General features: G+C 66.4%; 24 protein-coding genes and 1 pseudogene. 9 read left to right on the top strand and 16 right to left on the bottom strand.

The window, feature by feature from the left end; translation table 11 throughout:
- Positions 1 to 186: 186 nt before the first annotated feature.
- From ACUN0C_RS14745 to ACUN0C_RS14725, 5 genes are all read left to right on the top strand, one after another.
- Positions 187 to 978 carry an ABC transporter permease gene (locus ACUN0C_RS14745; protein ID WP_445467148.1) on the top strand — a complete coding sequence of 264 codons (792 nt, stop codon included), beginning with the start codon at positions 187 to 189 and terminating at the stop codon, positions 976 to 978.
- A gap of 68 nt (positions 979 to 1,046) precedes the next feature.
- Entirely contained in the window at positions 1,047 to 2,000 is a 954-nt protein-coding gene (locus ACUN0C_RS14740; protein ID WP_445467147.1) for an ABC transporter substrate-binding protein, read from the top strand.
- A gap of 98 nt (positions 2,001 to 2,098) precedes the next feature.
- Entirely contained in the window at positions 2,099 to 2,863 is a 765-nt protein-coding gene (locus ACUN0C_RS14735) for an ABC transporter permease (protein WP_445467146.1), read from the top strand.
- A gap of 8 nt (positions 2,864 to 2,871) precedes the next feature.
- Complete coding sequence (locus tag ACUN0C_RS14730) at positions 2,872 to 3,696, top strand: ABC transporter ATP-binding protein (protein WP_445467145.1); 825 nt, start codon at positions 2,872 to 2,874, stop codon at positions 3,694 to 3,696.
- Positions 3,697 to 3,820: 124 nt separating this feature from the next.
- Positions 3,821 to 4,867: an AbrB family transcriptional regulator gene (locus ACUN0C_RS14725; RefSeq protein WP_445467144.1), complete on the top strand. Its 1,047-nt coding sequence runs from the start codon at positions 3,821 to 3,823 to the stop codon at positions 4,865 to 4,867.
- 286 nt (positions 4,868 to 5,153) lie between these two features.
- Here the strand turns inward: ACUN0C_RS14725 and ACUN0C_RS14720 are convergent, their stop codons facing one another.
- Genes ACUN0C_RS14720 through ACUN0C_RS14690 form a run of 7 tightly spaced genes read right to left on the bottom strand, consistent with a single transcriptional unit; the run spans position 5,154 to position 11,689 of the window.
- Positions 5,154 to 5,564, bottom strand: a complete 411-nt coding sequence (locus ACUN0C_RS14720) for a bacteriohemerythrin (protein ID WP_445467143.1) — start codon at positions 5,562 to 5,564, stop codon at positions 5,154 to 5,156.
- 11 nt (positions 5,565 to 5,575) lie between these two features.
- The gene (locus tag ACUN0C_RS14715) at positions 5,576 to 6,079 is read right to left on the bottom strand and encodes a hypothetical protein (RefSeq protein ID WP_445467142.1); all 504 of its coding nucleotides are present in this window, start codon (positions 6,077 to 6,079) and stop codon (positions 5,576 to 5,578) included.
- The gene (locus ACUN0C_RS14710; RefSeq protein WP_445467141.1) at positions 6,076 to 7,680 is read right to left on the bottom strand and encodes a cytochrome b N-terminal domain-containing protein; all 1,605 of its coding nucleotides are present in this window, start codon (positions 7,678 to 7,680) and stop codon (positions 6,076 to 6,078) included. Before ACUN0C_RS14710 ends, ACUN0C_RS14715 begins: the two co-directional genes overlap by 4 nt.
- Before the next feature lie 16 nt (positions 7,681 to 7,696).
- The gene (locus ACUN0C_RS14705) at positions 7,697 to 8,512 is read right to left on the bottom strand and encodes an SCO family protein (RefSeq protein WP_445467140.1); all 816 of its coding nucleotides are present in this window, start codon (positions 8,510 to 8,512) and stop codon (positions 7,697 to 7,699) included.
- The gene (gene cyoE / locus ACUN0C_RS14700; protein ID WP_445467139.1) at positions 8,500 to 9,381 is read right to left on the bottom strand and encodes a heme o synthase; all 882 of its coding nucleotides are present in this window, start codon (positions 9,379 to 9,381) and stop codon (positions 8,500 to 8,502) included. Before cyoE ends, ACUN0C_RS14705 begins: the two co-directional genes overlap by 13 nt.
- Positions 9,382 to 9,404: 23 nt before the next feature.
- On the bottom strand, positions 9,405 to 11,141 hold the full coding sequence (locus tag ACUN0C_RS14695) for a cbb3-type cytochrome c oxidase subunit I (RefSeq protein WP_445467138.1): 1,737 nt from the start codon (positions 11,139 to 11,141) through the stop codon (positions 9,405 to 9,407).
- Between the two features lie 14 nt (positions 11,142 to 11,155).
- Positions 11,156 to 11,689 carry a hypothetical protein gene (locus ACUN0C_RS14690; RefSeq protein WP_445467137.1) on the bottom strand — a complete coding sequence of 178 codons (534 nt, stop codon included), beginning with the start codon at positions 11,687 to 11,689 and terminating at the stop codon, positions 11,156 to 11,158.
- A 370-nt stretch (positions 11,690 to 12,059) separates the two neighbouring features.
- Between ACUN0C_RS14690 and ACUN0C_RS14685 the strand changes: the two genes are divergently transcribed.
- Entirely contained in the window at positions 12,060 to 12,821 is a 762-nt protein-coding gene (locus tag ACUN0C_RS14685) for a Crp/Fnr family transcriptional regulator (RefSeq protein WP_445467136.1), read from the top strand.
- A gap of 46 nt (positions 12,822 to 12,867) precedes the next feature.
- Here ACUN0C_RS14685 and ACUN0C_RS14680 read toward each other — a convergent pair whose 3' ends face one another.
- Genes ACUN0C_RS14680 through ACUN0C_RS14665 form a run of 4 tightly spaced genes read right to left on the bottom strand, consistent with a single transcriptional unit; the run spans position 12,868 to position 16,662 of the window.
- Complete coding sequence (locus ACUN0C_RS14680) at positions 12,868 to 14,154, bottom strand: hypothetical protein (RefSeq protein ID WP_445467135.1); 1,287 nt, start codon at positions 14,152 to 14,154, stop codon at positions 12,868 to 12,870.
- Positions 14,148 to 14,789 carry a tetratricopeptide repeat protein gene (locus ACUN0C_RS14675; RefSeq protein ID WP_445467134.1) on the bottom strand — a complete coding sequence of 214 codons (642 nt, stop codon included), beginning with the start codon at positions 14,787 to 14,789 and terminating at the stop codon, positions 14,148 to 14,150. Before ACUN0C_RS14675 ends, ACUN0C_RS14680 begins: the two co-directional genes overlap by 7 nt.
- Positions 14,786 to 15,700, bottom strand: a complete 915-nt coding sequence (locus ACUN0C_RS14670) for a VWA domain-containing protein (RefSeq protein WP_445467133.1) — start codon at positions 15,698 to 15,700, stop codon at positions 14,786 to 14,788. Before ACUN0C_RS14670 ends, ACUN0C_RS14675 begins: the two co-directional genes overlap by 4 nt.
- A gap of 8 nt (positions 15,701 to 15,708) precedes the next feature.
- The gene (locus ACUN0C_RS14665; RefSeq protein WP_445467132.1) at positions 15,709 to 16,662 is read right to left on the bottom strand and encodes a VWA domain-containing protein; all 954 of its coding nucleotides are present in this window, start codon (positions 16,660 to 16,662) and stop codon (positions 15,709 to 15,711) included.
- 41 nt (positions 16,663 to 16,703) lie between these two features.
- Here ACUN0C_RS14665 and ACUN0C_RS14660 point away from each other — a divergent pair, with 41 nt between their 5' ends.
- Complete coding sequence (locus ACUN0C_RS14660; RefSeq protein ID WP_445467131.1) at positions 16,704 to 17,036, top strand: hypothetical protein; 333 nt, start codon at positions 16,704 to 16,706, stop codon at positions 17,034 to 17,036.
- A 37-nt stretch (positions 17,037 to 17,073) separates the two neighbouring features.
- Here ACUN0C_RS14660 and ACUN0C_RS14655 read toward each other — a convergent pair whose 3' ends face one another.
- The gene (locus ACUN0C_RS14655) at positions 17,074 to 17,835 is read right to left on the bottom strand and encodes a DUF58 domain-containing protein (RefSeq protein ID WP_445467130.1); all 762 of its coding nucleotides are present in this window, start codon (positions 17,833 to 17,835) and stop codon (positions 17,074 to 17,076) included.
- 166 nt (positions 17,836 to 18,001) lie between these two features.
- The gene (locus ACUN0C_RS14650) at positions 18,002 to 19,000 is read right to left on the bottom strand and encodes an AAA family ATPase (RefSeq protein WP_445467129.1); all 999 of its coding nucleotides are present in this window, start codon (positions 18,998 to 19,000) and stop codon (positions 18,002 to 18,004) included.
- Between the two features lie 220 nt (positions 19,001 to 19,220).
- Here ACUN0C_RS14650 and ACUN0C_RS14645 point away from each other — a divergent pair, with 220 nt between their 5' ends.
- Positions 19,221 to 20,585: a HAMP domain-containing sensor histidine kinase gene (locus ACUN0C_RS14645; protein ID WP_445467128.1), complete on the top strand. Its 1,365-nt coding sequence runs from the start codon at positions 19,221 to 19,223 to the stop codon at positions 20,583 to 20,585.
- Positions 20,582 to 21,235 (top strand): response regulator, encoded by a 654-nt coding sequence (locus ACUN0C_RS14640; RefSeq protein WP_445467127.1) that lies wholly within the window; start codon positions 20,582 to 20,584, stop codon positions 21,233 to 21,235. Before ACUN0C_RS14645 ends, ACUN0C_RS14640 begins: the two co-directional genes overlap by 4 nt.
- A 382-nt stretch (positions 21,236 to 21,617) precedes the next feature.
- Here ACUN0C_RS14640 and ACUN0C_RS14635 read toward each other — a convergent pair.
- The 3 genes and pseudogenes from ACUN0C_RS14635 to ACUN0C_RS14625 form a co-directional block, all read right to left on the bottom strand.
- A pseudogene (locus ACUN0C_RS14635) lies at positions 21,618 to 21,866 on the bottom strand (transposase); the annotation flags it as partial.
- A gap of 207 nt (positions 21,867 to 22,073) precedes the next feature.
- Positions 22,074 to 22,817 carry an SDR family NAD(P)-dependent oxidoreductase gene (locus tag ACUN0C_RS14630; RefSeq protein ID WP_445467183.1) on the bottom strand — a complete coding sequence of 248 codons (744 nt, stop codon included), beginning with the start codon at positions 22,815 to 22,817 and terminating at the stop codon, positions 22,074 to 22,076.
- A gap of 5 nt (positions 22,818 to 22,822) precedes the next feature.
- Positions 22,823 to 23,689 (bottom strand): GntR family transcriptional regulator, encoded by an 867-nt coding sequence (locus ACUN0C_RS14625; RefSeq protein WP_445467126.1) that lies wholly within the window; start codon positions 23,687 to 23,689, stop codon positions 22,823 to 22,825.
- Positions 23,690 to 23,725 lie beyond the last annotated feature (36 nt).

Raw genomic sequence — 23,725 nt, 5'->3', positions numbered from 1 at the left:
CTTCGTGCCCAAAGGCGTGGCACATGACGCGGTGCCGTCGGTCGGAAAGCCGCTGACCCCTCATTTGGCGAGGTACACGGTGGGGTCGGAGCGCGAACCACGGGCGAACGCGGTCGCAGGGGCGCGCGGCATACTACAGAATCGGGGGCCCGCGCATGTCGTGTCCAGTCCGGACGGGGGCGCGCCGTGACGGCCGCGCCGCGCCGCTCGTCGCTTTTCCGCGGGATCAGGCTGCGCCGCTTTATCACTCCGCTCATCCTTATCGTGGGCTGGCAGGGGCTTGCCATTAGCGGCATGTTCAGACCTATCTTCATGCCGCCGCTGGATCTCGTGGCAGCGCGGTTTGTGGAACTTCTCTCCAGCGGCATTTTGCTCCAAGCGGCTGCGGCCAGCCTCGCGACGCTATTTGCGGGCTTCTTCGTCGCCGTCTTCGTCGGCATAGCGGTCGGGCTTCTAGTCAGCTCCCTCGGCTTCGCAGAGCAGATGGCCGTGCGCTTCCTCTCTGCGCTGCTCGCCACGCCGGCCGTCGCATGGACACCACTCTTCCTGCTCTGGTTCGGGCTCGGCGCGCCGGCAACCATCGCGCTGATCATATTCGTCTCCAGCGTCCCGATTGCGCTCAACACCTGGAGCGGCATCCGCAACGTCGACCGGGTCTTCCTCCGCGTCGCGCGGTCGATGGGCGTTACAGGCTCGCGCCGCTTCTTCAAGGTGGTCATGCCGGCGGCATTCGCCTCCATACTGACGGGCTTGCGGCTCGGTTTCGCGCGCGGCTGGCATGCACTTGTGGCAGGCGAACTCCTAGCCGGAGCCTCGGTCGGCCTCGGTGTCCTGATTACGCGGGGGCGCGTTTTCCTCGATACGCCGACCATGATCGTCGGCGTGCTCGGGATCGCGCTCTTCGCCTACGTCACGGAGCGCATGATCTTCGAGCGGGTGGAGAGCCGCATGCTCCGCCGCCGGGGCCTGGCGCCGTGAAGACCATCATCCGCACCAAGTTCAAAAGAGAATGGGAGGACCAGAAGATGGGTTTGCTATCAGGAACAATGAAGCTCGGGGCGACACTCGCGCTCGCCGCCTCGTCCGCATTCGCCTCATCGGCATTGGCGCAGGACAGGGCGCCCCTTGCCTTCGCCTACCAGACCTCGATTGCCGGCGGTTCGCTGATGGTCACGGAAGTTCGTGACCTCTGGGGCATCCCAGTCAAGTCGAGCGGCTTCGTCGCCGGTTCGGACGTGCTCCAGGCCGTCCTCTCCGGATCGGCGCAGGCCGGCTCGATGGCGGTCACTCCGACCATCACCGGCGGGCAGACGGGCGACTTCCGGATCGTTGCGGTCGCCAACCGCGTCGGCCACACGACTGCGATCGTCGTGCCGCCTGACTCCGACATCAAGACCGTCGCTGATCTCAAGGGCAAGACGCTCGCCGTCCAGCAGGGAACGACGACATCGCTCGACATAGACAACTATGTCCTCCCACACTTCAACCTTAAGCCCGAGGATGTCAGGCAGGTAAACATGAACATGGGCGACATGCCCGCAGCGCTCGGCGGCGGACGCGTCGATGCCATTGCGAGCGTGGAGCCCTACATCTCGATCGCCGTGCAGCAGGGCATCGGGAAGCGCATCCAGTCGATCGGCGATTTCGATCCACTGCCTGTCTTCATCGTCATCCGCACCGAATATCTGGAGGGCAATGAGGAGGTCGTGGTCGATGCGCTGCGCGGCTACTACTCAGCGGTCGAGTGGATCAAGGACAATCCGGAGGAGACGGTCGACATCATCCGCGCAAAGCTCGACGAACTCGGCGTGGGCGTGCCGCGCGAGGTCGTCGACATGGCCTGGAAGACGGTTGATCTCGACGTGAGCTTCGACGAGGCGCAGATGAAGGCATATCTGACCGAGGCGGCGGAGCTCCTTCTCAAGGCCGGCAAGATCGAGAGGATTCCGGATTTCGATACGATCCTGCGCCTCGATCTCGCCCGCAATGCGATGGAATAGACTTGTCTGTTCCGGACGCACACGAGCACGCGGTAGGGGGAGTCCCCGGGGGTACTCTCCCTTCCGCACACGGCCGGCTGTCGAGGGCGAGGGAGGCAGTGAAGAGCCTCGCCGCCTTCGCCATCTTCCTGCTTGCGATCGCGGTCGTGTGGGAGCTCCTGGCATCCCTCGGCGGCTTCAACCGGCTGCTTTTCCCCTCGCTCACAAGCATCTTCAGCCGCATGGGGCGGATGCTGGCGAGCGGCGAGCTCTTCACCGAGACTGTGGCGACGCTCTCGCGGATGTTCCTTGGCTACGCGGTCGCGATCATGGTGGGCGTGCCGGTGGGCCTCTGGATGGGGCGCTCACGGTTGGCGGAGGACCTGTTCGGCCCGCTCGTCAACTTCCTTCTGCCGATACCGGCGCTCGCGCTCGTGCCGCTTTTCGTCCTGTGGTTCGGGCTGACGCTCAAGGCAGCGATCCTCATCATCTCGATCACCTCGGCAATGCCGATCATTGTGAACACCTGGAGCGGCAGCAAGACGATAGATCCGATCTTCCCACGCGTCGCCAGCTCGATGGGCGTGACGGGCACGCGATTCTTCATGAAGGTGGTGCTGCCCTCCGCGCTTCCGTCGATCATGATCGGCCTGCGCCAGGGGTTGGCGATGGCCTGGCGCGCCGCCATCGGGGCGGAGTTTTTCGCCGTTGCGGCGACCGGGCTCGGAATCCGGATGTTCGAGGCGAAGGACTACATCCAGATGGATGTCATTCTGAGCCTGCTGGTCGTCATCATGGCGGTTTCGATCGTCCTCGACAAACTCATCTTCGCTCCGCTCGAAGCGCGCACGATCGAACGCTGGGGCATGGGCGGAGGCACTTAGGACAGCGCATGAACGCTCTTCCGACTTCACCCCCCGTTCCGGCTTCCATCACCGGTCCGAGACCGGAGCCGGCGCCGCTCTCGATCCGAGAGCTGACGCTGTCGTTCCTGAGCAAGCTCGTCCTGAAAGACATCAATCTAGAGGTGCCGAAGGGCCAGTTCCTTGCCATCATTGGCCCCAGCGGTTCGGGCAAGTCGACGCTGCTCAACGCGCTCGCAGGTTTTGTCGGCCCGACAACAAGCGGCGCCACTATGGCGGGGCTGATCAAGGTCGGCACCGGTGCTCCGGGAAGCGGGGAGGTGCGCTGCGGGGTAGTCTTCCAGGAGTACGCGCTCTTCCCTTGGCGCTCGGCGCGCCACAACGTGGAGTTCGCGCTCGAGGCACTCGGCATTCCCGCCGCCGAACGGCGCTCGCGCGCCATGGCATTCCTGGAGGAGGTCGGACTCGCGGACGCGGCGGAACTCCATCCCCATCAGCTCTCCGGTGGCATGAAACAGCGAGTGGCGATTGCCCGCGCGCTCGCCTTCGAGCCCAGTGTCCTCCTGATGGACGAGCCGCTCGGCGCTGTCGATGCGATGACGCGCGAGAAGCTGATGGAGCTCATCGACCGTGTCTGGCGGCGCGCCGGCACGACGGTCGTCTATGTGACGCACAATATCGGCGAAGCCGTGTTCCTGGCGGACCGTGTGATCGTTCTGAAGTCGAATCCGGGTGAGGTCGTTCTCGATCTCGCGGTAGACCTGCCACGCCCCCGCGATCAACTGACGATGGAGGCGATCGCGATTGAAAGGCAGCTGCGCGGGGCCATCCCGGAGATGAAGCGTGACGCGTGACGGGCCAGACGAGCCAGACGAGCCAGACGCCGAACGACCCGAGCCAACATATCCAAGCATCAAGCCCCGAATCTGCCCACACGGCCGTCGCCGACAAGAACTCCTCGTCGCACTCGCACCCCGAGTGCTCCTCGCGCTCTGCGTGGGGAGCATCGGCGGCATCGGATTCACGCTGCTCCACGTCCCCCTTGCTTGGATGCTCGGGCCGATGGCCGCCTGCACCATCGCCGCGGTGGCCCGCGCGCCGATCGCGATGCCCCGATTTGCGATGTCGCCGATGCTCGTCGTCATCGGCGTGCTTCTCGGTTCGGGGTTCAATCAGAAGAGTCTGGCGTCGGTCGGCGAATGGGCGCTTCCACTCGCCGGCATGGCCGGGCTGGTGATCGTTTCCGCGGCCCTTGGCACGATCTACTTCCGCCGCATCGGTGGGCTAGACTTCCCGACCGCCTATTTCGCCGCGATGCCGGGCGGGGTGATCGAAATGATCACGCTCGGCGAGGAGAGGGGCGGCGATCCACGTGCGATTGCACTGATCCATTCGGCTCGTGTCCTCCTCGTCGTCTCCGCCGTGCCTTTCCTGGTCCAGTTCACGTCGGACACCACAATCCCAAGCGTCGTGCGGACATCCGTCTCAGCAATCGACGTGCCGCTCCTCGACTGGGTTTGGCTTGCGACGATCGCCCTCGCCGGCGCGGCGTTCGGGCACCTGGCGCGCCTGCCGGGAAAGTATCTCCTCGGTCCAGTGCTGGTCAGTGCCGCCTTCCATCTCCTCGGCGTCACTGAGGTTACGCCGCCGTTCGAGATCGTGCTCCTGGCGCAGCTTGTGCTCGGAATCTCAATCGGCTGCCGATTCGCCGGGGCATCACCCTTGCGCATCCTATGGACAATCCTGCTCTCGGTCGGCGCGACCGCCCTCCTTCTGTCGATCAGCGTGGGCCTCGCCGTGCTGCTGACCTTCAACTCTGCCTTTGATCTATCCGCTCTCATCCTCGCATACGCGCCAGGCGGGCTTGCAGAGATGAGTTTGGTGGCCCTGTCGCTCCAAATCGAGGTGGCGTTCGTCGCATTCCACCATATGGTTCGGGTGCTACTCGTCCTCGCGAGTTCAAGCGTTGTTTTCGCAATAACGCAGCGCTTCAGGTCGGACGGCGTCAATTGCCCTCGTCGGTAGCCCTAATCTGTTGAATTGGAATTGGAACCAGGAATCCGAGTAGCCTCCGCCGCCCGCGCCCGTGCTGTAGGAGCCAATGCCGCGGCGAAGCCTGAGATGAACTTCAGATTGCAGCCCAACCATAGATCAACCGCTTCCGCGCTGGAGAAGGTTGGATCCGGGTCCCTCTCCCTCCGCCACTTGCGCGTCTTGACTGCTTCTCCGTTTTTCGCTCCGGCGCCCAGAGTCGCAGAAGCCCCGCGGGCCCGGCGTTTGAGCTGTGGACTTCTGCTCTCGGATCTTGGCCTCAGCCGTGGCCGTCATGCGCGCCCAGCCGATGGTGGAGGCGTGCGTCGTGGGTGGCGAAATGCACGGTGAACCAGTCGTCAAGCTGCCGCGACAGGAGCCGTGACGCGCCCTCCGGGTCGGATTCGAACGAATCCATGATGTCGCGCAGCGCATCGAGGAGCCGCTCGTGCTCGCTCTTGTGCTCGGCGAGCTGGTCGTAGCCGTGCTCGCGCATGAAGCGCTCCTCCAGCGCGAAATGCGCCGAGATGCCCTTCAGCACGTCGCCCAGGAAGGACGCGATGGTGTGGCCGCCCGTGCCCGCGAGGAGCTCGGCGTGCACCGTGTTGATGAGATCGATCATCTCGCGATGCTCGTGGTCGACGGCCTCGATACCGACGCTGTAGCGGTCCTGCCATTCGATGAGCGGCAATCTTCCCTCCCTCAGTAGAAGACGAAGCCGCCTGCCTCGGGCCGGAAATCGATCACCCGGCTCGCGGCCGGCCCGATCACGACCTGCCGCTCGTCCTGGTAATTGAATGCCGCCTCGCCCGGGCGGTCGCGCATGCGAAGGGAGACCGTGTACGTGCCGACCGGAAGCTCGAACCGTCGGAACACGCGCGACGGGCCATCGCTGGCGATGCCGGTGGCGGGGACCTCGGCATCGAACAGGGGCTGTCCGTCCAGATCGAGCTCCACCGCGATCGGCGGCCGCTCGCGCGGGCAGATCTCCTTGCGCTTCATGTTCTGCGGCAAGGCGGCGATCTCGTCCGGCGTCAGCGTCCTGCAGGCGGCGCGACGGTCGGCACCGTGGCTGAAGGACAGGGTGAGATAGCCGACGCCGTCAGGAGCGGCGCGATAGCGCGGCCAGTCCGAGAAGGCGGCGACGGCCAGGAAGAGCGCCGTCAGCACCGCGAACCGGAGGACGTCGAGAAGATGCTCCCTCATGGCTCCACCTCGGCGGGCCGGCGGTCTTCGGAAGAGGCGGCGCGGAGCGCCGGACGGGGTGCGGGGTCCGGCAGCGTCCCGACCTCTGCCGAAAGGGCGGCGAGCGCGGCCTCTAGGCGCGCCGTCTCCCAGGGCGAGGCCCAGATCGTGGCGAGCCGCTCGCGCGGCACGCGCGCGCGCAGATAGGGGTCGCGCTCTCGGGTGAAGCGCGCCTTCGTCCATTGCGCGCCGAGGCGGTTGTAGCAGGTGCTCTCGGAGCAGCCGGCGACCATCACGCCGTCGGCGAGCCGCCGGCTGAGGATGAAGTCGATCATCGACGGCGGCACCATCGCCGCGCACGGCACCGCCACCGTATCGGGACGGCCGCCGCCGGCCGCGCCGTGCTCGCAGCCGAGCACGAGGATGCGGGACGGCCCGGTGAGCGTCTGCGCGGCGGCGAGCACCCGCTCGCGCAGCGCGCGCAGGGGATAATCGGGCAAGTCGATTCCCGTCCGGAGCTCCGTCGTGCGCCGGAACGGGCTTGATGACGGGCAGGCTCCCATGCAGATGCCGCAGGAGACGCAGAGGTTCGGCTTGACCTGCGCCTGCTCCGGAAACGGCAGGCCATCGCTGCGCGGCACCAGCTCGATCGCCTCGTAGGGGCAATCCTCGACGCAGCGGTTGCAGCCGTTGCAGTGCGCGAGGTCGACTTCTGCGGCGCGGGGCCGGCGGAAGGGCGGCAGCCAGGGCATGGCGGCGAGGATCACGGTCGCCGCGCCGAGCAAGCCCCAGAGCGCCCCTGCCGACCACAGGTCGGCGAGCGGGTAGAGCGGCAGGAACAGCCAGTCGAGCCCGATCTCCGCCGGCACCCTCGAGAGATCCGCCGGCCCCTGGCTCATTGCAGGCCGCCACAAGGACAGAGCGAGGAGCGCGAGGAGCACGAGCGCGGCGAGCGTGCGCGGCGGATTGACCCTCGGCCGCGAGATCCGCTGGATGTGGATCCACATTGCGAGCAGCAGGAAGAGCGGCACCGCGATGTGCAGGAAGACCAGCAGCGTGAAGAAGCGGCTGCTGAGGCTCTCCGGCGTCAGGAAGTTTCGTGCGATCGGCTCGCCGAAGATCGGCGCGACGTCGAGCATGCGGGCCGAGACGACGGCGACGTACTGGGCGAGCTCGTCCCAGACAAGCCAGTAGCCGGTGATGCCCGAGACGTAGAGGAACCAGATGATCGGCACCCCGGTGAACCAGGAGAACCACCTGACGCCGCGATACCGGTCGAGCGAGAATTCGCGCAGCAGGTGCAGCGCCATGACGACGACCATCAGGTCCGAAGCATAGCGGTGGAAGCTCCGCATGATCCCGGCATGGAACCAGTGCTCCCGCGAGATCCATTCGAGCGAGGCGTAGGCGTTGACGACGCCGGTGTCGAAGAAGGCGAACAGGTAGATCCCGCTGACGGCCACCACCCAGAACAGGAAGAACCCCAGCGCACCGAGATTGGCGAGCGGATTGAGGGCGGGGGAGAACAGGCGGTCGGCAGCGCGCTCCAGGGGCTCGAAGAGCGCCCTCAGCCCCGACTTCAGCGCGGCAAGGATGGGATTGTCGCTGCGGCGACGGGCCATCGCCGGTCTTCCGCCGTCAGCCATTCCTCGCCTCGACCGGCCGGTTCCCGCGCCACATGCCGATGACGATCCAGCCCATCAGGATCAGGGACAGGCCGCCGATCGTGATGCCGAAGGCGATTGCGAAATCGGTGCGGTAGCGGCCCGTCACCGGGTCGTAGACCGTGCACAGGAAGCGGATGCGGTCGGCGAGATCGCTGACCGAGAGCGAGCGGGTCCGCGTCCCGAAGACGAGCTCCTTCAGCGGCTCCACAAAGACGGGAATCGGAAACGCGTCGCCGTAGACATGGCGGTAGACCCGGCCCTCCGCGTCCAGGATCGTGGTCTGCGTGATGTGCTCGAACCCGCCCGCGAGCGCCTCGTAAGTGAATCCGAAATCGTCGAGGAGGGCAGCAATGTCCTCGGCGCGCCCGCTCGCCAGGTGCCAGGCGGGGTCGCGGTCAATGCTCTGGTCCTTCGCGAAGGCCGCCATCCGGACCGGCGTGTCGTTGCGCGCGTCGAAGCCGAGGGTGACGATCTCGAACGCGTCCCGGCCGAGCGCCTCGCGGGCCTTCCCCACGGCAGTGCGGAGGCTCTGCGTCGTCGTCGGGCAGACCGAGCTGCAGCTCGTATAGACGAGGCTGACGACGATCGGCCGGCCCCGGAAATCCGAGACGCGGAGCTTGCTTCCGTCCGGCCGAAAGAGGGGATTGTCCCCGACCTGCCGCCCGATCGCGGCTTCGCTCCGCTCGAGGACGGCCGCCGGATCGAGCCGGGGGCCCGCGCCTGACGCGGCCGTGCCCGCGAGGAGGCCCGCGGCGAGGCTGAGGATGGCGGCGCTCACACGGCCCATTGCGAGGCACCGAAACTGGCTTCGAGCAGGATGCCGGCGACCAGCAGCATGAGCTGGTAGAGCGACGCGACGAAGTTCCGCATGGCGTTGCGGCGGCTCGGCTCGGACCACAGGCGCCAGCTCGTCAAGGCGAAATAGAGGCCGCCGCTCGCCGCCCCCGCCGCGTAGAAGGCGCCCATGCCGAACCAGATCGGCACGAGCGAGAGCACGGCGATCGCCACGGCATGAGCGAGGATCGCGCCCGCCCAGACCCGCTCCGGCGCGACCACCGGCAGCATCGGGAAGCCGGCGCCGGCGTAATCCTCCGCCTTGGCGGCGGCGAGGCTCCAGAAGTGCGGGGGGGTCCACAGGAAGATGATGAGCGCGAGCAGCACCGGCACCACGCCGGGCGTCGGATCGACAGCGGCCGCACCGGCCAGGACGGCGAAGCTGCCGGCGAGCCCCCCGATCACAATGTTCCACACGGTCCGCCGCTTGAGCCAGGCGGTGTAGACGAACGCATAGGTGAAGGCGCCGAGGAAGACGTAGGCGGCGGAGAGCGCGCCCGCGGCCGCCCAGGCGAGAGAAATGGAGGCGACGAGCAGCGCGGCGAAGGTGATCGGCCAGACCGGGCCGGCCTTCAGGATGCCGCTCGCGAACGGCCGGCGCGCCGTGCGTGCCATGAGCGTGTCCGTATCGCGCTCGAAATAGTGGTTGAAGGCGCCGGCGGCCCCGGCCGCGCCGAGCACGGCCAGCGAGAGGGCCGCCGCCTGGGCGGCGCTCGGTGCCGGGCCGGGCGTCACCGCCAGGCCCGCAAGCGCGCTCGCCGCAATGGTGGTCCCGATCCTGAGCTTCAGGAGGGAGGTGGTCACTCTCAGCGCGGCGATCATGGCGTTCTCTCCTGTCCTTCGTCTCAGCGGAAGAGCCACAGCTCGGAGAGGTATTTCCAGTTGACGAAGTAGTAGAGGACGAACGAAGCGAAGAAGATGCCGACGAGCACGATCGTGCCGGGCAGCTTCACGGTCGCGTGCCCGCCATATTCGCCGACGACCTTCGCGCCGGAGTGCAGCGGGAAGGTGAGCGGAGCCTCGCCGCGGTCGAGCCGCTTGCCCCAGAGGACGGTCGCCACGACGATGAGCACGAAGAGCCCGCCGCCGATCGCGGCGATCACCGCGGAGACGCCGTTCAGCCCCATCATCAGGAAGGCGCCGGACGGCAGCTCGAAGGGAAGGGTCGCGTCGGTGAAGTTGATGTCCCAGTGCCGCCGCGGCACCCCGAGCGTGCCGGCTCCCATCATGAAGAGCGAGATGCCGGCGACCCCCAACGCAAAGATGTAGGGCTGGATCCGGGCGAGCTTCGGCCAGACGATGTCGCGCTGGAAGACGAGCGGCAGCACGTAGTAGGTGATCGCCATGAAGGCGAGCGTCGTGCCGGCCACCACCGTGCCGTGGAAATGGCCGGGCACGTAGATGGTGTTGTGCATGAGCACGTTGAGCTGCTCGGTGCCGAGCACGACCCCGGAAATGCCGCCGATGAAGCCGAACATCACGAGCGACAGGAACATGCCCGAGAAGGCGGGATTGCCCCACGGCGCCTTGCGCAGCCACTCGAAGACGCCCTTGTTGTAGCCGTTGCGGCGCTGGGCGGCCTCGATCGCGCCGGGCACGGTCAGGCCGTGGATCAGCGAGCCGAGCACGGCGAGATACATCATGTAGCTGGTGTTCACGATCTTCCAGCTCGCGCTCATGCCGGGCTCGGCGAGCAGGTGATGGGCGGAAGCGAGCTGGAGGAACAGGATGTAGAGCAGGAACGCCGTGCGGCTCACCTTCTCCGAGAGCGGCTTGGCGCCGAGGGTGAGCGCGGCGATCGCGTACCAGACCGCGACATGGGCGGACACGTTCACCTGCTGCGTGGAATGGCCGAGGCCCCACCAGATGACCTTGTACATCAGCGGATCGATGGTGGAGATGAGCCCGAGCGACCACAGCCAGGTCGGCACCAGGATGATCGCGCCCGCCGCGATGCTGAACACCGCGATGATCGCCGCCGTGAGCGCGCCGAAGGTGACGATCGGGATCGAGCCCTCGTAGGTCCGCTCCTGCTTCGCCACCACGAGCGTGGCGAAGAAGACCCCGACGCCGACGAGCGCGCCGACCGCGAAGAGGATCAGGCCGAGATAGAAGTTCGGAGCTGCCACCATCGGCGGGTAGGAGGTGAACATCACGCTCGAATCGCCCTGGAAGACGGCGATGTTGAACATGATCCCGCCGACCACCATGAGCGCGAAACCGATCCAGGCGAGGAGCGGCGCGGCGAGCCGCGAGTTCAGCACGATCGCGGACGCGAAGTAGAGGACCGCCATCTCGAAGAAGATGATCCAGAACAGGAGCACGTTTCCGCCGTGCGCGGTCAGGATCAGGTAGAACCATTCCGACGGCAGCAGGTGGACCGCCGGCCAGCGGGTCAGGCCGATCAGCAGCCCCTGGATGCCGCCCCAGGCGAGGAAGAGGACGGCGGCGACCGCATTCGCCATGATCAGGCGCTGCGCGGCGATGTCGACCTTGAACCCGGTGAACCGGCAGGTGCGGAACGTGGCCGCACGCGCGGGCGCGCCGATGGTGCCGCCGGTGATGACGTCTGTCGCGGTCATGTGCCGCCCTCCCCCTATTCGGTGACCCGGATCCGGCCGGTCATCGTGTGATGGCCGATGCCGCAGAACTCGTTGCAGGCGATGCCGAATTCGCCGGCCTCGGTGGGCGTCAGCGTCAGCACGTGCTCGTAGCCGGGATGGACCTGTATGTTGATGTTCGTCGGCTGCATCGAGAAGCCGTGCTGCCAGTCGGCCGAGGACAGGTGCACGCGGTAGCTCTGGCCCTTCTTCAGTTCGAGGATCGGCCACCACTCCCAGAGCCGGGCGAGCAGGTAGACGTCCTCGCCGGCCGGCGGCCGGACGACCGGGACGCCCGCTTCCTCGCCCACCGCGTACTTCTCGGCGAAGGCGTCGACCTTCGCCTCGAAGGCCGCCGGGGTGACCCGGTACGTCTCGGTGGAGAGGTTCTGCTCGCCGATGAAGTGCCAGGCGATCATGAAGAAGAACATGAAGAGCCCCCACAGGAACGCGAGGACGATCCAGCCGATCTCGACGCGCTCGATGGGCTCGTTCCACCACAGCTTATTTTCCGGAGGCGATAAGGCCATGTTGTCTCTCCCGCGGTCCGTGGGGCGTCAGGGTGCAAGCGGGATGGATGCGATCTCCATCACCCCCCAGATCAGATAAAGGACGGTCGGGATGGTGATGCCGATGAAGAGAAGCAGAAACGGGTTGTCCAGGATCTGCTGCATTACCGGCACGCGCTCAGGCGCCGTCGGGCGTTGTCCCGTATCCATTTGCTCGTCCTCCGAACCGATACGGAAGGACTTATCAGCAGGCGCCGGAACCACGCTTGACCAACGTCAAGCGGATGCAAGAGGCGGGCGACGAATCGCTCGGCCGCTTGATCTGGAACAAAGTGGGAGGCGGCGAAGGCTGCACACTGCCTCCATGCGCGCCCTGGAACGAACCCGCGAAGTGGAGCTTGCGACGGAGGATCGCGCCATCCTGCGCCAGGCGCCGCTCCTGTCCGGCCTGACCGACTCGGCGCTTGCCGGGCTGCTCGAGGATGCCTGGCTGCACAGGCGCGACAGGGGCGACGTGCTGTTTCACCAGGGCGAGCCGGCGACCGCCTTCTTCGTGGTGCTCGAAGGCTGGGTGAAGCTCTACCGGATGGCCGCGTCCGGCGACGAGGCCGTCGTCGGCGTCTTCACCCGCGGCGACAGCCTCGGCGAGGCGGTGTGCTTCTCGGGGAATGCCTATCCGGTGAACGCGGAAGCGGTGACGCCGTGCCGGCTGCTCATGATCTCCGCCCGAAATATCGCCGACCGGATCAGGCGGAGCCCGGAGATCGGGCTCGCCATGCTGGCATCGACCTCGCAGCACCTGCACATGCTGGTCCGCCAGATCGAGGAGCTCAAGGCGCATACCGGGGCGCAACGCGTGGCCGAGTTCCTGATCGCGCTCGCGCCGGTGTCGAGCGGCCCCTGCACGATCGCGCTGCCCTACGAGAAGGCGCTGATCGCCGGCCGCCTCGGGATGAAGCCCGAAAGCCTGTCCCGCGCGTTCCAGCGGCTCCGCCCCGCGGGCCTGCGCATTGAGCAGGACCGCGCGCATCTCGCCGATGTCCGGCGCCTCCTGCAGTTCGCGAACCGGGAGCAGACGCTGGCGCCGGAATGCGCCAGGCTGCCGGCGTGCTCGGCGCGGATGGCGAAGCGCGCGCTATCGCAGGCCGGGTGACCTCCTGAAGCGGCGTCAGGCCTGGTTCGAGGACCAGATCGACCGGCTACTTCTGGACTCGCGGCGCCTTTCCCAACCTGCTGACGCTTTTCCACTCTGCGACCGCGCGCAGGTATCCTCCAAGGAACGCCTCCGTATCGAACGTACTCCCAACAGACGGCGATCCGAATACGTAACGGTCCAGTTCCGAAAGGCACCGTTGCAGAACAGGCGGTGGTGGATACCATTCCCGGCCGGCGCGCATTGCAAAGCGATGGGCACAGGACCGCATAACGTGAAGGTCCCGGCGCTTGGCCGCGGCCTTCATTCCGGCGAGGTCGGAATCCGGCAGCCACCTTGTCAAGACCTGTCGAAGATCATGCCTTCCGCGCAAGCGAGATCCGGACAGCAATGTCATTAGTCCTGCGAGAATCCCGATTCCGACGCCGATGAAGCCCGCATATGCGCCGGCCGCCACGGTCGACGCGCCGGAGCCTGCCTCCGCGCTCACGGCATCCGCGAATGCGACGCTCGAAGGTGCAAGCTCCGCCTCCCGAACCTGCCGCGCCACTGTGTCGAACCAGGGAATGGTGTATGCCTCCACCCGCGCAGGTGCTGACGAGGCCGGACGGACCGTCCAGCGCCACACCACCTGCGATACCGGCCCGTCCTGGGTGAACTTCGTCGTGCGCTCCTCCGGATCGGAGAACATGATGACGTTGGACGCCCGGAGTTTCGGCTGCGGCGGCAGGAGCTGCGCCGGCAGGGCGACGGCCTCCAGTGTCACGGTTCGGCGCGCGATCTCCTCGCGGCCGAGACGGTCGGGGCGCCGGTCCCACTCGTCCGTCAGCCGCAGCTCGCTCGCCGGCATCCACCAGCTTTCGGTGCTTGGCCTTGGAGCTGTTTCGAGCGTAACCGGGGCTGAACGGACTTCCTGGACCACCCGCTTCCCGTCGGCCGTGGCGAGGGTGAGCTGGTGCCGGAACGCGCCGATCTCAACGCGCCCGGCCTGCCGCGGGAAGAGCGCCAGCCGGCGCTCGAAGATCTGCATCTGCTTGCCGTCGACGGTTTCCCGCCGCCACGCATCACGCGTGACCTGCATCCAGGTGACGTTGGGGAGCTCCGGCTGAGCGAGAGCGTTCAGCGTGATCCTCAGCCTGACGGAATAGCTTCCGCGGATCGTGACCCGGATCATCTCGCCTTCGAGCGGGCGGCCGGCGTGCGGCTCGACGATCGTCTGCAGCGACGCGTCCGCCGGGTCCAGCGCCTCCTGACCCAGCGCCGCGACGGCCCAGCACACCAGCAGGCAGGCGCCGCTCAGGCTCGAACGCAGACGTTGCCACATGCTCACCATGGGCTGTCTCCCGGTGGCGCGGCGAGCCCCATCGCACGACGGCGCTCGTGCTCGGCCGCGATCCGAAGCTTCAGATACCGGCCAGGCTCGTCGCGCAGCGTGGCAAGCCATTCCTCGCCCGCCGCAACGGAGATCACCTCGTCGATCGGCCGGCGCTGACGTTCGCTTTGCACGGCGGTGATTGCCGAGAACCGCGACGGCGGGGGGGATGGCGTCCCGGATGGCGGATCTGGGGCTGGCGGGATGTGGCTTCGCCCGTCCCGCCGCTCCCCGACGACGGGATCGATCAAGATTGCGACGAGGTCCCGATTGGCTTTCGCCTCGCGGTCCTCCGGGTTCCGGAAGAGAACGGCATCGTAATAGGCAACCGCTTCCTCGTACCGACCGAGCCGCGCCAGGCTGTTGCCGCGGTTGTAGGTCGATCCGCTGCCGGCTGCCCTGAACGCCTCGTCGGCGGCTGCGAACCGGCCCGAGCGGTAGAGCGCGACGCCCCTCCACGCAGGATCGTCGAGCAGCCGCGCTGCCAGGGCGGGGATGCCGGCCGAGAGCGCGAGGCGTCCGATTGCCTCCGGTCCGGCGACCGCTGCTCCCGCGGCGCTGAGGAGGACCAACGCCGTCAGCACCCGAAGCTTCATGTTTGCGAACGCCTGAACAGGAGGAGAGCGGGCATGAACGCCAGCAGAAGGAGGTGGCGGCCGAAATCGACCCAGAGCACGCCGGCAAGTCGATCCGCGAGTTCCACCGTCCCGGACGCACTCGCCAGTTCGGCCACGGGCCCCGCACTTCTCGTGTCCACCGCCAACCCGCCCCCGGCACGGGCGACCTCGTCGACGACCGTGCGCTCCGTCAGCGGCATGCCCGGAGGCCGATCGACCGGTTCCACATGCACGGTCGACAGGCGCGCCCCGGCGGCCCGGATGGCCCGCGCCTCCTCCAGGGCGGCACTCGTGATCCCGCCTCCGTCGCTGAACAATATGACGTCGCCCGCCAGAATCTCGGCTTCGCTCAGCAGCCGCCGAGCCATCGACAGCGCGCGCTCCGGTCGGCTGCCGGGATCAGGAACCGTCTCTCCGTCGAGCAGGGCCATTGTCGTCCCGAGCGCGTGCGCGTCGGTCGTGAACCCACTCGCGAGATATGCGTCGCCGGCGAAGACGATGAGTGCAACCGGGCGTGAGGCCGCCCGATCGGCTATCCACCGTGCCGTCGTGATCGCTTGGGGAAGGCGCCCGCCCTCAGCCACCGAGCGGGAGAGATCGATCGCGATCACCAAGCCGTTGAGGTTGCGGAACGCTGCGGCGTCGCCCGTCTGGCGAGCCGGGCCGGCGAGCGCGAGCGCAATCACAGTTGCAACCGCCGCCGGTGCGAACAGGCTCTTGGGCGTACCGGGCACGATCCGGCCGATCCGCTCGAGGGCAATGAGGAGGGGCGGGTCGACGGCATCACGCCACCCGCCGAGCGACTGGCCTCGCCTCCAAAGCAGAAGGGTCACAACGCCAACCAGCGGAATGGCAAGAAGCCAGAACGGCCTGAGCAGCACGACGCCCATCGACCCGCTCACATGCGCCTCCGCAGCAGGAGGAGAACGACTGCGGCGCCGAATGCCAATCCCGCGGGATACATCCAGAACGCCTTCTGCACCTGAACGACGCGCTCGCCGACGCTGTTCGGCTCTACCCGATCGAGCTCCTGGCCGACGGCGGCCAGATCGGTGGTGTCGCGCACGCGAAAGGCCCTGCCTCCGCTGGTACTGGCGATTCTCTCCAACGTCTCGGTGTCCACCGCATCCTCGTTGGCACCGCTCTCCCGCATGTCCCGGGGGCCCAAGGCAATCGTGTGGACACGCACGCCGAAGCTGGTCGCCAGCCGGGCGGCTTCGATCGGCGACACGTCACCTGCCGTATTGATGCCGTCGGAGAGCAGGATCACCACTTTCGTATCGGCCTCCGAGACGGCGAGTCGTTTCATGGCCAGGCCGAGGCCGTCGCTTATGGATGTGCTGCGGCCCGAGATCCCCGTGCTGGCCTCCTCGAGCGCCCTCGCCACGGATTCAACGTCGTGCGTGGGCGGGGCGGCGAAATATGCGGCTTCGGAGAAGATCACCAGGGCAACCCGGTCTCCCTTTCTTCCACGGAGGAACTCGGAGGCCACGCGCTTCACCGCATCGATGCGGCGGGCCGGCTCGCCATCCAGCTCGAAATCCTCCCGCTCCATGCTCCCGGAGAGGTCGAGGGCCAGGATGATGTCTCGCCCCGAACTCAGGAGCACCGGAGCCGAGCCGATCGCCTGCGGTCCAGCAACGGCCAGCAGGAGCCCCGCCCAGATCAGCCAGGGAAGAACCTTGAGGCCGGCCGTGTCCCAGCGCGCCGCACCGAAGGAGAGCAACCGGGCTGCGACTGACTCGGGCACTCGCATCGCGCCCGCGTCGGAGGGCGTGCTCGCGAGGTGGCGGGTCACGAGCCAGGGAAGCGGGAGAAGCAGCAGGACGAGAGGGTTCGCGAGGCTCCACATCGCTACCCTCGGATGCTGCCGATCAGGCGATCGATCTCCGCTTGGACTTCATCGAGATCGAGCTCCGTGCCGGGCAGGTAAAGAACGGATCGCAGCTCGGCACGGACCTGATGGCATCTCGCTCCCGAACTAAGCTCTGCGGTCTTGTGCCTGGGGCCTGCGTCCAGTTCTGCCGCAACGCGTTCGGCCATTCTTGCGAGTTGAAGAAGGCGGTCACCGGCAGCAAGGTCGCGGCCGCGTTCCAGCTGCGCACGCAGCAGGGACCGCAGCGATTCCTGCCGATGGAAGAACATCTTCAGAAGCGGGGCGAGCAGCAGTGCCGCAGCAAGGCCCACCGAGAAGCCAGCCATCCCCTCGGAAAGCGGCCAATCTGAAGCCGGCGGTCGCACGTCGTGCAGCGCGGTCAGGATCTCAGCGGATCCCGGCATGACCGTTGTCCAGTTCGGCGAGCATGCCGGCCACGCCGCCGGACGTGCGCAGTGGGATGACCCGCACGCCCAACGCTCTTAAGCGCGTTGCCACCGTCGACGGTGCCGCCTCCTGCCGCCCCCGGACTGTAGCCGTGTTCACGGGTCGCCCCGCGGCGGCGAAGCGGTATGACCCGCGAGGCGGGTCGCATTCGAACGCATCCCGGACGAGAAGGACCGAAAGGGCAGTCTTGCGCGCGAGTGCCGCTAGGGACGCGTTGCTTGCATCGTGGATGCCGTCGAGCGACGTGGCGAGGAACACCGCCATGTCGTGGGAGGCAAGCTCCCTCGCCATGTCGATGCCCCGCTCAAAGTCGGGCTCGCCCGACTCGTTTCCCTCGCATGCGCGGCGGAGAGCGGCCCGATGCGCATCCACCAGCCCCCCGATGACCCTGATCATGCCGGCGGACCGTCCCCGCGGCGCCACGAATGTCGGTTCTCCAGCGCCGAAGGCAATCAGCCCAATCCGCCCCCCCGCCTCGACGACGCGCCATCCGATCGCCGACAGAATCTCCGCGGCTGCGACTGACCGGAATGCGCGCCGCGTGCCCCAGAGCATGGATGGCCGGAAATCGGCGAGGAGCAGCGCGGACTTGTCGCGTTCGTCGTGGAAAGTGCGCACATGCAGCACGCCGGTGCGGGCAGTGAGGTTCCGGTCGATGTGCCGGATGTCGTCACCATTGGAATAGGCGCGCGTGTCGATCATTTCGAGACCGCGGCCTCGCCGCTTCGTGACGAAGCCGCCGACATGGCCAGCCGGCATGAGGCGACGTTGCTCAGTTGCCGCTGCGATGCCGCGGATCGCAATCAAAGCATCCGCTTCGACGGCAGCACCTCTTGTTGACAGGTCATCCATCAGCGGCGGCCGATCATCAAAGGGGCCGCACGGCTTCGATCAGGTGTCGAACCACCTCGCGCGGCGTTTCTCCTTCCGCTGTTGCCGCCCATGTCAGCGTCATCCGATGTGCGAGCGTGTCGGCGACGAGTTCCTGTACGTCCTCCGGCAGTGCGTAGTCGCGGCCGGCGAGGAACGCCTTCGCCTTGGCGCCCGCTGCCAGTGCCAGCGTTCCGCGGGGCGAAACCGCGTGCTCGATCAACCGGCTGATCTCCGGAATCCCCGGCCTTCGGGTCGCGGTGACCAGCCGTACGATGTAGTCCTTGAGAGCGGGAGCGAGGTGAACCCGCGCTGCGGCATCGCGCGCGGCGCGGACGTCCGTCGCAGATATCCTGTGAAAGCCGCGAGCCGGCACGCCGGCACCTTCCCGCTCGACGAGATCCAGTATCAGGAGCTCGGTCTCCGGATCCGGCAGGTTCACGATGACGTGCAGCAAGAAGCGGTCGAGCTGCGCTTCTGGAAGGGGAAAGGTCCCCTCGTGCTCAATGGGATTCTGCGTTGCCACGACCATGAACGGGTCGGGCAGCGGGTAGGTGACGCCACCCGCGGTGACCTGACCTTCCGCCATGGCTTCCAGAAGCGCCGACTGCACCTTTGGTGGTGCTCGGTTGACCTCGTCGACAAGCACGATCGAGTTGAACACGGGACCTGCGGCGAACTCGAACTCCCCTCGATCCGGGCGGAAGATCGGAGTGCCCGTCAGGTCGGCCGGTATCAGGTCGGGCGTGCACTGGATACGGGCGAAAGATGCATCGACCGCCCCGGAAAGCAGCTTCACGGCGCGTGTCTTCGCCAGGCCGGGCAGACCTTCGATCAGGACGTGCCCTCCGCACAACAGCGCCGTGAGCAGCCGCTCGACGAGTGCCGATCGGCCGATCAGTTCCCTCTGAAGATGATCCCTCAGCGCCACGAACTGCCTGGTCGCGCCGGCCGTCACTTCAAGCTCGATTGGAAGCTCTTCGACAGCCTCTTGCATCTTGATGACCCTCGTGCGCGAGCATGGACTGAGGCGGCGGAGTATCCGGATTCTTGGCGCGCGATGGACGCGATGGACCGACGCTAAGGCTCGCCTGCCCTTGTCGGAAGGGTGATGTTCCCGAAATCGGCTGGGCAAATTTCCCGATCGACGCCGCCTCCTTGTCAATGCGCCGTGCCGCGTGTGTCATGCTGCAGGTGCTGGCATGGAGTGGGTCCCCGTGAGCCTGCTGGTAGGATTGATCTCGCGTCTGGTGCTGGTTGCGTCCATCAGCCTGACCTTCGCGGTCGGCTGGGTGATCGTCGATACGAACCGCACTCTGCAGAAGGAGATTACCGCCTCGGCGGATCGCGCCGCACGCCAGGTGACGAGGCTCATGTGGCTGGGCAGCGCGCGTAAGGAAGCGTACCTGCACACCTTCTCCGCGCGGGAAGCGATGGCGGTTCTTACCGTGATGGGCCCCGGCATCTGCATGGAGCTCAGCCCCGGGATAGGGCCTCATCAGCGCCTCTGCAGCGGATGGGATACATTCGGACCGTCGGCTCCGGCCTGGTTCGCCCGCCTGTTCGGCAAGGTCTTCGACCCGGGCCCCGCCGTCCGCCGTCCGGTCATCTTCGAGCGCGCAGAGGCGGCGAGCGTCGTGGCGAAGGCGGACCCGGTCGCCGCGATGACATGGGCCTGGAGCCATGTCCGGGTCATGATCGGCATGGCCGCCGCGATGGCACTGGCCATAAGCGCACTCTCCGGCATTCTGATCGTTCATGCCCTCAGCCCCATCGATACGATTATTCGCGGGCTGCGGCAGCTCGCAGGCGGAGATCTGTCGAGCAGGTTGCCGGGCTTCCGCACGACGGAGTTCCGGCGCATCGGCGAGGCGTTCAACGCGATGGCCGCACAACTCGAGGAAACGAGCCGGGAGCGGGACCGGCTTACGAGCAGAATCTTCGAGGTACAGGAAGAAGAACGAAAAGCGCTCGCGCGGGATCTCCACGACGAGTTCGGACAATGTCTCTCGGCCGTGGGAGCGCTTGCCGCATCCATCGAGGCCGGCGCGCGCGACCGACAGAGCGATCTTGCGATCGATGCACGCCGGATCGGAGAGATAGCCGCAACGATGATGGCCACGCTCAGAGGCGCATTCGCACGCCTGCGGCCTCCCGACCTCGATGAACTCGGACTGGAAGCCAGTTTGCGAACCATGTTGAGGAACTGGCGGTCCCCGGGCGCGGGGCCGACCGAGTTTCGTCTCGAGGTTACCGGCGATCTTTCCGCGCTCCCGAAGGATGCCGCCCTCGGCCTCTACCGCATAGCCCAGGAAGGTGTCACGAATGCCGCGCGGCACAGCACGCCGAGGCAAGTCACGGTGACCATCAAAGCTCCGGCACACGGGCAGGCAGGCTTGGAACTGTCCGTGCAGGACGATGGCGGAGGCAGTCCGGATGCCCTTGGGGCAACGAAGGGATACGGGATTGTCGGAATCCGGGAACGGGTACGCGCCTTGGGCGGAACGGTGTCGTTCGCCCGATCCGGCGGTGGACTCCGCCTGGACGCGTTCTTTCCATTTCCCGCGAGACCCACGATATGACCGGGGTCACGATCCTGCTCGTCGACGATCACCCGGTCGTGCGGGAGGGATACAGGCGCCTGCTCGAACGCCATCCCGGATTCAGGGTCGTCGCGGAAGCGGCCGATGCCGCGGAGGCCTACCGCCTTTATCGCCACCACAGCCCCGGTGTGGTCGTGATGGACCTGTCCCTGCAGGGTGTCGGGGGGCTCGAGGCCCTGCGGCGGATAAGGCAGTGGAACGGTGAGGCACGAATTCTGGTGTTCACGATGCATCAGAGCGCGTCGTTCGCGCTCAAGGCTTTCGAGGCAGGTGCATTGGGCTATGTGACGAAAAGCAGTGCGCCTGATGAGCTCGTCGGCGCCATCGAGGCGGTGAGCCGGGGTAGCAGGGCGATGAGCCTGGACATCGCCCGCGACATCGCCGAAGAGCGGGTTTCGAACCAGCCGTCGCCGATCGAACAGCTGAGCCCCCGGGAAACCGAGATCTTGCGCCTGTTCGCGAGCGGCATACCCGCCGACGAAATCGCAACGCAACTTTGCCTCAGCCTGAAGACCGTTCAGAATTACCATTACCAGATCAAGTCGAAGCTGAACGCCAAGACCGACGCTGGTCTTGTCTGGCTGGCGATCGAAGCGGGCATGATCAGAAGCGAGGCGCGAGCTGAATAACCCCTCCGCAACAGCCTCCCTGAAGACCTCTCCCCAGGCGCCTCGGTGCTCCAGCAAGAGGCTCGTCCTTCTGCAGATTGAGCTCTGCGCCCACGCGTTCCGGCGCCCTCCGGCAGCAGCGTTCAGCAGCTTCCTGTGGTTGGGCGTCATGCCCTCCCGAGCCAGCAGGCAACCGAGGCGCCAATAGCCGAACCGGCCGCTCCGCCGCCGGTTCGCGCAGCCGCTGCCGCAGCGGACCATCGACTCGCCGTGACGACCGGTACCGGATCACGCGGTGGCTCACGCCGACAAGGTTGCAGCCCGACGCTCGCTCAGCCCGTGATGCTCACGGGCATGGGCGACGGCTCCCTGCTCAGCGCCGGGCGTGACAATTTCTTAATGCCAGATCCTTCAGTACCACATTGTCGAGCATCGCCTTGGCCAGCAGTTTCGTGAGCTTCGCGTTCTCGTCCTCGAGCGCGCGCAGTCGCCGCGCCTCGGACACCTCCAACCCGCAATACTCAGACTTCCACCTGTAGTACGTCGCTGAGCTGATCGCGTGGCGCCGGCACGCATCGGCCGTCGCCATGCCTGCCTCCTGATTCTTCGAGATCGCGACGATCTGCTCTTCGCTGAACCTGCTGCCCGTCATTCATCCGACTCCTTTGCGTCGGACTCTACTCGGGTACACTTCAGGGGGAGCACGTCAGCAGCCGGGTTGCACATCAAGGGCCGGCGTGCTGGATGACGCGTCAGTCGGCGCCCACAGGGCCAGCCGATCTGGGGCCAAGCGACGAGGTGAGCCGGAACGGCTTGGCCCACGACGTCGATGCGACGGCATCCACAAGCACTCTGTGAACTACACGGGCTTCGGTGGTTGCAGGGCGGTCCAGCGAGCGTCGCGGAACTCGTAGACCTTTCCGTTGTAGGTCGTCCACGGCATGCACGCCTCAACCATTTTCTCCGCCACCTCGTCGGGAGTCGGAACTCCTGCCAGGTCAGCGTCGGGAAAGGCGTCAGCATACAGTTTGGTCTTGGTCGGGCCGGGGCTGAAGAGGTTCACTCGCAAGGAGCTGCCTTCGTTCTCGGCCGCGTAAGCTTCCACGAGCGCGTTGAGGCCCGCTTTGCTGGCCGCATAGGGCCCTGCCTTGGGCTGCCCGCGCCACGACAGGCCCGACGTGACGAAGAGCGCGCGGCCAGCGTCCGATGCGGCAAGCAACGGATGCATTTCCCTGATCAAGTACCAGTTCGCTGTAAGATTAACCGCGATGACTTCATGCCACTCTTCAGGTGAAAAAAGCTCGGTTCGCCTTCTTTCGTGCAGTACGCCGGCATTGCCGACCAATATGTCGAGCCGGCCATGTTGATCGCGGATGGAGCCGGCGAGACGGGTCAATGCTTTCGGATCGGTCACGTCCAGCCGGACAGGTCGAATTCTGGCGCCGGACCCGAACGAATGCGCAGCATCGACCGCTGGATTCCCTGGGGAGCGCGAAACAGCGAAGACTTCGGCGCCGTGCCCCGCCAAGGCCGACGCCATCGCGGCGCCGATGCCGCGCGATGCGCCAGTGACCAGAGCGACGCGGCCAGAAAGCGCTCCCACTGCGTTCAACGAAGTGGACCGACACGCGCGCGACTGCGGATGGTCGCGGGCAGACTTTTACCCGAAGAGAGATGTTCGACAACGCTATTGCTCTCCGGTGGTGCACGGAACCCAATTATATTTACGTCCAGCAGACTAGGCGCCGACATGAGCGCATCCATGACCATCGCTTTCGATGAAGCCAGCTCATCGAGGATGGCGCCCTCGGCTCCCTCGGCATCTCCTTCAGTCAACGCAGTGATCAGCGCGCCATGTTCGTGCCGCATCTCGTCGGTTCGATTGCGGAAGGCCAGGCCAAAATGGAGAATTCGCTCCATTTCCTGGTGGATGTCCTGAATTGCTGTAACAAGCCGGTCATTGCCAGTGGCGGTAGCAATCAGCAAGTGAAATTCTGTATTTGCCTGAAGAAAGCATTCTTCACTGCCGCGGTCGTACGGCGTGTAGCCTTCAGCGCAGATCTTGTCGAGTCGGCGAAGGCTCACCTGGTCGACGCGCCCCACCGCGAGCCGCACGGCGGCGCGTTCAACAATTTCGCGCATCTGGTAAAGGTCGTTCACGTCGCGCAGTGTGATCGGTTTGATCTGGTAACCGCGTCGGTGCACAGGATGCACCAAGCCGTAGACGGAAAGGCGCTCAAGGGCGCTGCGGGTCGCAGCACGCCTGAGCCCGAAACTCTTCTCCAGGTCCGCTTCCGAGACCATCGTCCCAGGCATGAGTTCGCAGCGCGCAATGGCGCGCCAGATCACCTGAAGGGCGAGGTCGCTCTGTCGGACGTTTGCTGATTTCTTGCCGGCGTGCGCTCCGCTTCTCGTCATCGTTTCATTGCCGCCGTCTGTCTGTTGCTGCTTCCCCAGTGTCCGCTGCCTGACCACGTCTCCTCCTTGTCATGTCGGTTGCGTGTCGCCTTC

The organism is Faunimonas sp. B44, assembly GCF_052655945.1.
The sequence above is the reverse complement of the archived record's forward strand: the minus strand, read 5'-3'. Positions and strand labels throughout refer to the sequence as shown.